Raw genomic sequence first — 12330 nt, forward strand, 5'->3', positions numbered from 1 at the left:
GTAGCTGGGTAGTGTGAGGGAGGAAGCGATACGGTGGTGTGGCGGAAAAGAGAGGCAAAAGTGCCTCAGAAATGAGCGAATGCAGCGGATTGGCGTGAAAGAGAGGCAAAAGTGCCTCTGAAATGAGCGATTGCGGCGGATTAGCGTGAAAGAGAGGCAAAAGTGCCTCAGAAATGAGCGAATACGGCGGATGGGCGTGAAAGAGAGGCAAAAATGCCTTTGATTGGAGTGAATGAGGCGGAGTGGCGTAAAAGAGAGGCAAAAGTGCCTTTGATTTGAGCGAATACGGCGGAGTTGCAGTAAAGAGAGGCAAAAGTGCCTCAGAAATGAGCGAATGCGGTGGATTGGCATGAAAGAGAGGCAAAAGTGCCTCTGAAATGAGCGATTGCGGCGGATTAGCGTGAAAGAGAGGCAAAAGTGCCTTTGAAATGAGTGAATTCGGAGGAGTGTTGCGAAAGAGAGGCAAAAGTGCCTCAGAAATGAGCGAATGCGGTGGATGGGCGTGAAAGAGAGGCAAAAGTGCCTTTGAAATGAGTGAATGCGGCGGAGTGGCGGAGATAAGAGGCAAAAGAGACCACGCTCCTTCATCCTCTTTATATTTTCAACCAACATATGTTTAACGACCCACTCATTGCCAGGATATCGAGCCCTGATAGCACGATAATCTTTAATTTATCCAGCATATCTTTAATTTTGCGGCTATTTGTAAGGAAAGATCTGGGTTAGATTAGGGTGGACTAATCAAAGTAAGGCAGGAGGGTTGCCGACAAAATTGAATGCGCTTGCACGATCGGGGTTGAATACAGAATGTGCTTGCACGAATGTGGTTGGATACAGAATCTGTAGGCAGAAGAGAGTAGAAGTAGAAGAAGAAGAAGAAGAAGTAGAAGTAGAAGTAGAAGAGGGTAGGAGCAGCAGAGGGACGGGACAACAGAAGTAATCTACTTGCTGTTCGGCGACATAGTGAGACACATTACGCTTCATGGATGAGAGTAACCGAAACAACTACAGGACGAGGAGAGTGGAAAATGAACCTTCACACCGGTAAAAAGGCGCGTCGTAAGCTGACATCAGCTGTTCTGGCGGCAGCTTTGCTAGTTTCAGGACTTCCCCTAACGGCTTACGCCGGCGATACGTGGCCTTTTACAGGAGACAGTGCGCCGGGTGCCAATCAGCCTAATGTACATGGATATACGAGCAGCCATATTGCGAACTGGAGTCCGGCAACCAATCCGGATGCAGAGCTGTTGAGATCGCGGGTGCCGCTGCAGAAGCGGAATGCCCCATTTGCTGCAACCCAAGCTAACCCAGCACTTAGCGCAGATACACAGATGATCAACGTTGCTGGCGACTACGGGAATGCTTTTATTGAGAACGCGCCGTATACGAACAAGTTTGCGCAGTATCACTTTAACTTTTGGCAATATATCGATTACTACTCCTATTGGCACGGTACAGCGACTGCGTACACCCCGCCGGAATATTATGATGAATTGGCCCAGAAGGACTGGCAGCAAAAATGGTTCGAATTCGGCATGCTAAACATCCCGAACCCTACCTACACCGATGCAGCGCATAAGAACGGCGTGTTGTCATTGGCGGGAATCTTTTTTTCCAATAATGACCGTGGACAGCAGACGTACAAACAAATGATAGTTAAAGACGAGAATGGTAATTTTCCTGTGGCGGATAAACTGATCGAGATGGCCGGGTATTTCGGGTTTGACGGTTATTTTGTAAATCAGGAAGAGATGAATCCGAATGTAGCGACCCAGGATATCCCCGATTACATCGCTTTTATGAAGGTGCTGCAAGAGGGCGGCCTGTATGTACAGTGGTACGACTCGCTGAACACCAATACCGGTGCTAATACGTTCGCCCGGACGATTAATGATACCAATATCTCCTTTTTAGTGGATAAAAGCACCAAGGAACCCGTCTCCAATTCGTTTTTCTTCGACTACGGGGCTGGCAATACACAGATTACCAACGCGGCTAATTACTTAAGCAATCTGAATGCCAGTCTGGGAACAAGCTACAACTTGTTTGAGGTTGGCTTTGCAGGGCTGGAAGCAGGCCGCGACCGGTTCAAGTCCGTTAACGGAACAGCGTTGATGAACAAGCTGGACAGCAATGGCTTGCCACGGCTCAGCTTGGCTACACTCGGTGCGGACTTTGTTCATGCCGGTCTGGATGAGGACATGAACCTGTCTTACCCGGTCTCGCACAGATCCGAAAATGACTACCATTGGATGACAAAACTGCGTGAGCAGCTATGGTGGTCAGGCCCGAACGTGGACCCTAAGAATACGGTCAAATCGGCAACCAATACCGTGTCCGATGTTTATGCCGACAACCGTTACTGGCCGGGAATCTCCTCCGTCATTGCGGAGCGTTCGGTAATTAAGGACAAGAACTTTTACACCAATTTTAACACTGGACAAGGCTTGTCCTATTCCGTGAACGGTGAAGTATCGAACCCGGATGAGTGGTCTAATATGAGCTTGCAGGATATCCCAGTGACTTGGCAGTGGTGGCAGGATACTGCTGGCAATAAGCTTACTGTAGATTTTGATTATGGACCGGAGTACAACCTTGCGAGTACAAACCGTTACAACTATGATCAGATCGGTGCGTATAACGGTGGCAGTTCACTGGTGGTGAACGGCAATCTGAATGCGAAGAACTTCTTGCGTCTGTACAAAACAGAGCTGGAGGTCAATGGCAACTCCAAGCTGTCGATCAGCTTCAACAAGCCATCTGCCACAGATGCTTCGGCGATGGCAGTAGGACTCATCCTGGCTGATGATCCGAATACCGTCGTAGAGGTCGCTGTTCCAAACAGTGGTCAGCACTCGGACGGTTGGTTGACAAAGGAGCTGGACCTGAGTGCATACGCAGGTCATAATATTGCAGCCCTTGGACTGGTCTTCGATCCCGGGCAAGGAACAGCGTCCACCTACCAGATGAACGTCGGACAGCTGCGCGTTTATGACGGGTCTGCCGTAAAGCCCGCAGCTCCTGCGGAATTAGCAGTTGCGGAAGCTTTTACAGATACAGGTGAGATGGTTGTGAAGTGGAAGCTAGATCCCGATTACACTAAGATCAAGCAATATAATGTGTACGTGAATGATGTATTTATGGGCGGCAAATACGATGAGGTGTTCTACCTGAAGCATCTCCCGGTGAAATCCGGAACACTTAAAGTGGTTGCAGTGGGTGCGGATGGAGTGGAGGGTGAAGCGGCAACGCTGGCTTTTGATCTGGATGCGGCGGTTTCCGGAGTGAAGGTGGATTCAAGCGCGGACGGGGAGTTGACTGTGAACTGGACGAACTCCGCCCAAGCTTCCGGTGACATTACCGTTCGAGTGCAGTCTTTGAATTGGATTACGACATCCGAACCGGTGTCACAGCAAGTGGTTGTCCCGGCAGGTGCAAGCACTGCGCTGTTCACGGGGATGCCGGTAAACGGCGATGATTACATTGTCACCGTTACCGCAGGCAACACCGATCCAGTCTCGGTCAGCGGCCAGTTCATCGACACGGTTGCGGAACCTTACGCGGAAGAATGGTCCTGGACGGACGGTAAGCTGAATCTGCCGATGCCGAATACTAGAGACTGGCGGTATATGTATGTGTATGAGGATGGGAATGCAAAATCTTTTGCCACAACGTATAGCTCTGGCAATAAGCCGATGATTATCCGTGGACGGACAACTAAGGCGAGCTTAAGCTTCACCTCGTCGGCAAAAGTTGTGCATGTGGTGATGGAGGATTATGCAGGCAACCGCTCCAAACCTGTCTATCTGAAAGGAAGCTATCCCGTTCTCTTTGATGCTAATGGGGGTGAGCCAGCAAATACTGTGGCCGAGGCTGTGTATGGCACTTTGCTGATGGAGCCTACAGGCATTGCCAGAGAGGGTTATGACCTGGAAGGCTGGTATGTTGGAGAAGGAGAAGGTGCGCGAAGATGGAATTTTACCGAAGATCTAATAACCGGTGAACTGAACTTGCAGGCGAAGTGGGCCTTGCAAGCTCCAAAGGTGCAGATCGTAGGGGAAGGCTCCTTCCGTGAAAATACGTCCGCGACACTAACGGCAGTTGCCACTGGCGCAGGGCAGCTGACTTATGCCTGGTATGCGGACACAGGCAGCGGTTATGGAGATGCGTTGGGAGTGTCCGCCTCCTATACTATCCCTGCTTTGACTACCGGGATGGATGGCAATAAGTACAAGGTCATCGTCACCAATGAATCTGGTGACAGCAGTGAAGCAGAGTACACAATTAACTTAACTCCGGCTGAAGCACCATGGGAAGCGCCTGATTTCATAACCGATCTTCCGTCTGCACTTGATGTCATTACTGGTGAAGAAGTGAAGCTGTTCGTACAGATCCGCGGGGATGTGGAATCGGTTCGCTGGGAGACGAAGGCAGCAACCGCAGAGGAATGGACTGTGGCGGAGAGCGTGACTTCGGCGGTATACGCATTTACTGCTTCTGAAACAGACAGCGGTACGCAGTTCCGTGTGGTTCTGACTGGAAAAGAGGGAACGGAGCCTTCAACAAGAACCGGTAATGAACTTACGGTGACAGTACATCCGGCACCCGATGCGCCAATTATCACCTCTAATAGTGTAGATAAGAATCCGGCAGTTGTAGGTGATAAGGTGTCTTTTGCCGTAGTAGCTTCTGCAGTTTATGGCGAGTTAAGCTACCAATGGTTGAAAGACGGGCAGGCCATTGAAGGTGCTGTGGAGCGTAATTATACGATTCCTTCTGCAAAAGAAACAGACAGCGGCGAGTACACGGCCGTAGTCACCAACACCAAAATACTGAATGGTCACCCTTATACGGCTGTTCAAAAGAGCGGAATTATTAATTTCAAGGTCCACAATACTCCTGTATCTACACCGCAGCCGACATCGGCTCCAGGGACAGGTACGGGAACTGGTGGGACGACTCCGGCAGCGACAGCAACGCCGCTTCCAAGTCCTACTAGCACAACTTTGACAGTTCCAGCAAGTGCACTCAGTACATCTACTGAGAACGGCAAAGTGACGGTAAATGTGCCGGCAGGCGTTACAGCTATCGAGCTGCCTGTGAATGCAGGTGAATTGCTCGGGATCCATCAACTTGAATTGGCTGCCTCGGGAACCACACTTGGTATTGCGCCGGAATTGCTGGTGCAATTGAAGGCTCTGCTTAATGAAGCCCAAGCTTCAGGCGGCAAGATTCTGGTGAAGCTCAGCCCGGAGACTTTGAACATGAGCACACTGAAAGTAGAGCGTGGGGTGGTCTTGCGGGGTACAGGTATGACGTTTGATCTGAGCATCATCGCGGGGAATGGCACATCTAGCCGTCTTCCAAGCTTCAGCAAACCAGTAACCTTACAATGGAATGCAACAAATACGGATTATAATACTAATTTGCTTGGTTTATATGCTATTGCTGAAGGAGGTTCGCTTACCTATCTCGGCGGAGTGTACGCGAATGGCTTCCTGCAAGGGGAGTTTAGCGGAACAGGCAGGCTGGCTGTGCTGGAGTACAATAAATCCTTCGCTGATGTTCCGTCTACTCACTGGGCTGCGGACACTATCCGCCAGCTGGCGGCTAAACATCTGGTACAAGGCACTTCCGAAAATGGATTTGAACCCGCCCGCAGGATTACAAGAGCGGAATTTGTGAAGCTGCTGGCTGGCGTGCTGGGACTGCAAGATCAGGCGGAATTGAAATTTAGTGATGTGCCTTCTGGTGTCTGGTATGAGCAGGACCTGGCGCGTCTGGTCCGGGCAGGTATTGTAGGTGGACGCACTGCTGAGCACTTCGATCCGAGTGCGAACATCAGCCGCCAGGAGATTGTCACTATGCTAATGCGTGCCTATGTACTGGAGCATGGATCGCTTCAGTCATCAGCCCCGGCAACATTCACCGATTCCGGTGAGGTAGCAGCCTGGGCGGCAGACAGCGTGAATGCTGCGTCATCAATGGGTCTGGTGAATGGCCGCACGGACGGGAATTTTGTTCCCGGTGGCTTGGCGACCCGTGCCGAGGCTGCGCAGTTCATCTTGAATTACATCCGGTAGATTATATAGCCCCACCACGGTCTGCCCAAGGAGCCCTTTGCTCCATGGGCAGACTGTCTTTGCTTGGCGGAGGATTGCAAGCTTTTACCAGCCACAGGCAGGAAGCACCTCATGCTATACTTTATTCATAATGACAAGCAGCGAAGCTTAGTCTTCCCCCTGCTGTAGGAGGTTGCTGATGTTTCCGGGGAAATTGTACAGAAAGTATCTGAAGAATAATCTGTTTATGAAAATCATCCTGCTCTTCTCAGTCATTGCCGTGGTCACCATTATCACCTTCTCCTACCTGATGTTCTTGCTCATGTCTCAGGCTGTAGTGCAGCGGCAGATGGAGATTCAGAAACGTACCGTGGAGAGCATCAACAGCTATATTGAGCAGAAATATGACTCTGTACAGTCTATGATGCGGGACGTGTACCGGGACACGGAGCTGACTGCTAATACGTCGTATTTGCTGGAGCATCCGTATGAAGATTACGTGAGGTACCGGCTGGACCGCTATTTCAACGAAAGTAATGCTACGACGGATACCGTGCAGTTTTTTCGCAATCAAGTTGAAGATGATCCTGATATCCGCAGTTTAATGCTCTACAGTGCAGCTGAGCAGCAGTTGTATGTCTATAACGACCAAGGCAAATTTCAGATTATTTCCACTAATGCAGCCCACTCTTTTGTACCGGATGCGCTGTATCTGGAGGAGGAAGGCAGTGTCACCGCTCCAAACACTTGGGTCAGTCAGGCGATCTCATCTCCGGAGGGGCCGATGTTTACGGTTCGTACCCCGGTCAATAACAAGATATCACTGCGCAACATTGGTCAGCTTCTAGTCTATTTTGATGCCAGCGAGGTCTGGGGGAGTATGGGCAATTATAAGGATGACTTCAAGGGAAAGATTCTGGTGCTGGCAGCGGATGGGGATGTGTTATTTGATACCTCGGGCACCTATTATGGAAAGCGCTATCCTTATCCCGAGCAGATGAATTCTGCTTATACAGATGGTGAAGAAGTCGGCGGGATGATCATTACTAAGCAGACTCACACCCAAGGCGGATTTACTGTGTTGAGTGCTGTACCTAAGCAGGAATTAGCCGCCACTTATAGGGGATTGCGGAACATGATCTTCATTATCTGCTTGATCTGCCTGTTGTTTGCGATTATTACGCCCACTTTATTTATCAATAATTTTGCCAGAAGGACTCATAAAATTATCAAGTTCACCCGCAAAGTGAAAAACGGTGACCTGGATGCCCGGATTACCGATGTCAGAGAAGACGAGCTGGGGCAGATCTCCAAGAGCTTCAACGATATGCTGGATGAGCTGAATCTTCATATAGACCGTGTGTTCAAGGCTGAAATCAAGCAAAAACATACCGAAATTGCCGCGCTTGAAGCCAGGGTAAACCCACATTTTCTCTACAATACCTTGGAGGTGATCCGGATGAGGGCAATCTCTCAAGGAGCTTCAGATGTCGGGGAGATGATCTACAGCTTGTCGGTGTTGTTCAAAAGCTATGTTCACCAGAAACCCAAGCATACGATGAAGGATGAACTAGAGGCCTGCCGTTTATATCTGGAGCTGTTCCGCATCCGTTATAAGGATAAATTCTCTTATACAATGGAATGCGGGAAAGAGCTTACCGGAAGAGTTGTACTCAAAATGTCGCTGCAGCCCATCATTGAAAACTACATTCTACATGGGATGCGCGTGGACAAGAATGATAATCACATCAGTGTGGCTGTGGCCAAGGACGGCAAATATTTGCGTGCGGTAGTTACAGACAATGGGCGGGGGATTGCTCCGGACAGATTGGTCCAGCTCAAAGAAGGTCTTTTGCAGCCAGATGAACAATCGGAATCATTTGGTCTGCGCAGTATTCATGAGCGTTTGAAGCTGCTTTATGGCAGTGAGTATGGCATTGAATTACAAAGCGAAGCGGGTACCGGCACAACCGTGACTGTGTATTTTCCCGATCTGGGAGAGGATGATCCAAACCATGTATAAAATTTTCATTGTGGACGACGAGCCTTTTATTATCGAAGGATTATATGACATTGTGGATTGGGCAGCACTGGGGATGGAGATTGTCGGCCACGCCGAGAACGGCCAGGAAGCGCTGGAGTCGTTGCGGTTTGTCCCAGCAGATATTCTGATTACGGATATTTCCATGCCGCTGATGAACGGGCTGGATTTGATCCGGGCTGTGCGGGAGATCCAGCCGGAGATCAAAGTTGTTATCCTCAGCGGCTTTGATGAGTTCGGTTATCTTAAGGAAGGAATGGCGCTCGGCATTGAAAATTATCTGCTCAAGCCTATTAATTTGCAAGAGTTCCGGGCAACATTAGTGACTGCCGCCGAGAAGCTGGGTGTCTCCCGTCAAGAGAGTCAATTCAATGCGCATAGTATTTCCATTCTGCGCGATAATGTGATGTACCGTTGGCTGCGGTGCCAGATTGGTCCGAAGGAATTCAGCGAACGGACTGATTTTCTGGGACTTAGACTAGATAAGCCGCTGGTGCAGGTAGCCCTGCTTCGCCCTGAACAGGACGCTGCCGAGCTATTTCAGGCGGTGGAAGAGGTTGTAGGCAGTAACCCGTCTTTGATTGCATTCCGGGATATGGATGGAGATACCGTGCTGCTGCATCTGCTTAGTGAGTATCAGCAGGGTAAAGAAGCGGTGGAAAGGCTTCATGCGCAGCTGCTGTTATCCCTAACTGGCGGTCCGCCAATGCGTCTGTCCGTAGGAACGGTGGAGGAGATGGAGGAGGCGGCGGCTCAGAGTTACGCCCATGCAAAGATGACTCAGGAATATTTCATGCTGTTTCCAGAGCGGAATTTGCTGCATTATGAGGAAGTTCAGGACAGGCATGAGGTTGCCGTCCAAGGTATGCCGCTGAATTGGGAAGATGATCTCAAGCTGATTATGGCGAAGGATAAGGAAGCGCTGCTGGTGCGGATCCAGGATCATTTTGAGCAGCTGCGGCGGATGGAGGGGATTACACCTGTGCTGCTGCAAGGCATTGCCATGGAATGGTTGATCCGCTTCAAGATGCAGCTGCAGGAGATTCGTCATGTGGAAGAACCGGAGCTTTTCGCAGACGGTTTTGGCCTCATTCGCTCTACAGTTTCCATAAATGAACTGACTCAGATTATTCAGGAAGCCGCTACCATTACGGTAGACGCCTTAGTTCGGGACGTAAAGAGTCCAGTCGTGCAGCAGGTGCTGAATTATATCCATGAGTCCTACAATGAAGATGTGTCACTGAAGACCCTCGGTGCCCAATACCATATTCACCCGGTGTATTTGGGACAGCTGTTCCATAAAGAGGTGAATGAGTCGTTCACCGAATATATCAATAAATACCGGATTGAGAAGGCAAAGGAGCTGCTGCGGAATACCTCACTTAAAGTTCATGAAATCGCTCTCAAAGTAGGCTATTGGGAGACCGGCTATTTTTACAAACAATTTAAGAAGCATGTCGGGATATCTCCTACGGAGTACAAAGGGCTTGTCTAGCGGACCCCCGCTGCAAGCTTTTTCTTTATTTTCTACATGATTTATTTAGTTTAGCTTCTGTTTGAAAATGCTTTCATAAATTACAGTAAAGATAGTCCTTGAAGGAGAAAGCTGCTGGTTTAATTCCGGATTAGGCCAGCGATCTTGAGGTAAACAAAGGGGAGGTTATACAGGAATGGGCAACAACAAAAGAAAAAGGTTTTCCCTGTTACTGACATCACTTATGGCATTCTCGCTTGCGCTCAGCGCATGTGGCGGCGATTCAAACAACGCCGCAACTAACAGTTCAGGAGCGGGCGGCGACGGTGCATCATCCGAGAAACCGGTCGAACTGATCTGGTACACGATCGGCGGACCGCAGAAGGATCTGGACCGTGTCGTGGAAGAAGTCAATAAGTACACTAAAGAGAAGATAAATGTCACCCTGAAGATGAATATGATTGATTTTGGCGATTATACACAAAAAATGCAGGTCAAAGTAGCCGCTGGCGAACCCATGGACATTCTCTTTACGTGTTCCTGGGCGTTCGATTATGTGCAAAATGCCCGCAAAGGCGCTTTTATGGAATTGGACAGCCTGCTTAATGAATATGGAAAAGGCATCGTAGACACCATTGATCCGGCGTTCCTGGAAGGCTCCAAGGTAGATGGACATAATTATGCCGTACCTGCCAACAAAGAGCTTCCGGCGCAAGAAGTTTGGCGCTTTAATAAAGAGCTGCTCGACAAATATAACCTCGACATTTCCGGGGTGAACACAATGGAAAGCATTGAACCACTGCTGAAGACGATCAAAGAGAATGAACCGGGCATCACGCCTTACGCTATGGTGAAGGATTTCATGCCAGTACTGCCGTTCGATTACATCATTGAAAAGATGCCAATGGCTGTTTATATGGACACAAAGGATTACAAGATCGTGAACATTCTGGAAACACCTGAACTCAAAAGTACTCTTGAAACCGTTCGCAAATATTACAAGGCAGGTTATATCTCGCCGGAAGTAGCAACTACAACTTCGGTGGATGATCTCTATAAATCTTCGAACTGGTTCATGGATCGTGCGGCTACCCAGCCGATGGCGGATAATCTGTGGTCGGCAAGCTACGGCTATCCTGTAGTTTCCACGCCAGCTGGCAAACCTTACATTTACAACTGGTCCGTTATGGGTTCGATGCAAGCCATCTCGGCTAACTCCGCATATCCGGAGAAAGCGATGGAGTTCCTGAACCTGCTCAACACCGATCCGGTGCTGCGCAACATGATTGACTCCGGAATCGAAGGCGTGCACTACGAGAAGACTGGTGAGAATTCCATGAAGAACCTGGACGAATCCAAGAACTATGACATGCCAACCTTCTCGCTGGGCAATATCATGATCAACTATTTGAACGAGGGTGACCCTGAGAACAAATGGGAAGAGTTCAAAAAGTTTAATGAATCCGGTGTGAATGCACCGCTGCTTGGTTTTAACTTCGACACTTCCAAGGTGACCACTGAAATCGCTGCGGTTCAGAACGTAAAAGAAGAATACTGGTCACCACTGATGACTGGAACCGTTGATCCTGACGAGTATCTACCGAAAGCTATTGAGAAATTCAAGGCAGCTGGTTTGGACAAAATTATCGCTGAAGCGCAATCGCAAATTGATGCCTGGAAAGCGTCCAACAACAAGTAAAACATCAACGTAAGAGAAGATCGGGGCAGGGGCGTGGCCTCTGGACCCGGTCTTTTTTTGAAATATAAGGACATACAGGAGGGATCTAAGTGTGAAGACAATCAGCGGATTTATAAAAAATATTATGAATAACAAGATTATGCTGCTCATGGTTTTACCAGGTGCGCTTTGGTTTCTCTTTTTCTCTTACCTGCCGATGATAGGGACGATTATTGCATTCAAGGAATACCGCTTTAGCCGCGACGGCTTCTGGGCGAGTATTATCAACAGCAAATGGGTGGGGCTAGACAACTTCAAGTTTTTGTTCACCACCAATGACGCGTACATTATTACCCGCAACACCTTGCTCTACAATGGAGCATTTATCCTGCTTGGCTTGATCTTGTCGGTTCTGATGGCGATTGTGCTGTCCGAAATTGTGAACAAGAAGCTGGCCAAAGTGTATCAGACCGGCATGTTCCTGCCCTACTTCCTGTCATGGGTCGTTGTCGGCTATTTTGCATTTAGTTTCCTGAGCTCCGAACGCGGGATGCTGAACCAGATCATGGGCTTTTTTGGCGCAGAGTCAATTCAGTGGTACTCGGAAAAAGCCTACTGGCCGTTCATCCTGATCCTAGTCTATCTGTGGAAAGCAGTTGGTTACAACAGCGTAGTTTATCTCGCAGCTATTATGGGGATCGACAAGTCGCTGTATGAAGCGGCGATGATCGACGGAGCTAGTAAGTTCCAACAGATTCGCAATATTACACTGCCGTTGCTGAGTCCAATTATCACGATCATGACCCTGCTGGCCATCGGTAAAATCTTCTACGCCGACTTCGGTCTCTTTTACCAGGTGCCTCGTAATTCCGGTACGCTCTACAGTGTCACGAATGTTATTGATACCTATGTCTATCAAGGCCTCAAAACAACGGGTGAGATTGGTATGAGCACTGCCGCAGGTCTGTATCAATCGGTTGTCGGCTTTACGCTAGTCATGACCTCCAACTATATTGTCCGCAAATACAATAAGGATAGCGCTTTGTTCTAGAACCTCATGAAAGGAGTGGGCCAT

6 protein-coding genes are annotated in these 12330 nt (G+C 49.1%); all 6 read left to right on the plus strand.

The window, feature by feature from the left end:
- Nucleotides 1–772 precede the first annotated feature (772 nt).
- The 6 genes from NST25_RS04035 to NST25_RS04060 all read left to right on the plus strand — a co-directional run bounded on the left by NST25_RS04035 (nt 773) and on the right by NST25_RS04060 (nt 12306).
- A complete protein-coding gene (locus NST25_RS04035) occupies nt 773–940 on the plus strand; it encodes a hypothetical protein (RefSeq protein ID WP_340393371.1) in 168 nt (55 codons plus the stop codon).
- A gap of 88 nt (nt 941–1028) precedes the next feature.
- Entirely contained in the window at nt 1029–6083 is a 5055-nt protein-coding gene (locus NST25_RS04040; protein ID WP_340393372.1) for an S-layer homology domain-containing protein, read from the plus strand.
- Between the two features lie 178 nt (nt 6084–6261).
- The gene (locus NST25_RS04045; RefSeq protein WP_036684922.1) at nt 6262–8085 is read left to right on the plus strand and encodes a sensor histidine kinase; all 1824 of its coding nucleotides are present in this window, start codon (nt 6262–6264) and stop codon (nt 8083–8085) included.
- Nucleotides 8078–9598 carry a response regulator transcription factor gene (locus NST25_RS04050; RefSeq protein WP_076185075.1) on the plus strand — a complete coding sequence of 507 codons (1521 nt, stop codon included), beginning with the start codon at nt 8078–8080 and terminating at the stop codon, nt 9596–9598. Before NST25_RS04045 ends, NST25_RS04050 begins: the two co-directional genes overlap by 8 nt.
- A 175-nt stretch (nt 9599–9773) precedes the next feature.
- Entirely contained in the window at nt 9774–11276 is a 1503-nt protein-coding gene (locus NST25_RS04055; RefSeq protein WP_076130103.1) for an ABC transporter substrate-binding protein, read from the plus strand.
- Between the two features lie 100 nt (nt 11277–11376).
- Complete coding sequence (locus NST25_RS04060; RefSeq protein ID WP_036684959.1) at nt 11377–12306, plus strand: ABC transporter permease subunit; 930 nt, start codon at nt 11377–11379, stop codon at nt 12304–12306.
- Nucleotides 12307–12330 lie beyond the last annotated feature (24 nt).

The organism is Paenibacillus sp. FSL E2-0190 (assembly GCF_037992965.1).
Lineage (GTDB): Bacteria > Bacillota > Bacilli > Paenibacillales > Paenibacillaceae > Paenibacillus_AQ > Paenibacillus_AQ odorifer.

Excerpts from the sequence above, each read along its gene's own strand:
- NST25_RS04040 (WP_340393372.1), top strand. The coding sequence starts at position 1,029 with ATGAACCTTCACACCGGTAAAAAGGCGCGTCGTAAGCTGACATCAGCT.
- NST25_RS04045 (WP_036684922.1), top strand. The coding sequence starts at position 6,262 with ATGTTTCCGGGGAAATTGTACAGAAAGTATCTGAAGAATAATCTGTTT.
- NST25_RS04050 (WP_076185075.1), top strand. The coding sequence starts at position 8,078 with ATGTATAAAATTTTCATTGTGGACGACGAGCCTTTTATTATCGAAGGA.
- NST25_RS04055 (WP_076130103.1), top strand. The coding sequence starts at position 9,774 with ATGGGCAACAACAAAAGAAAAAGGTTTTCCCTGTTACTGACATCACTT.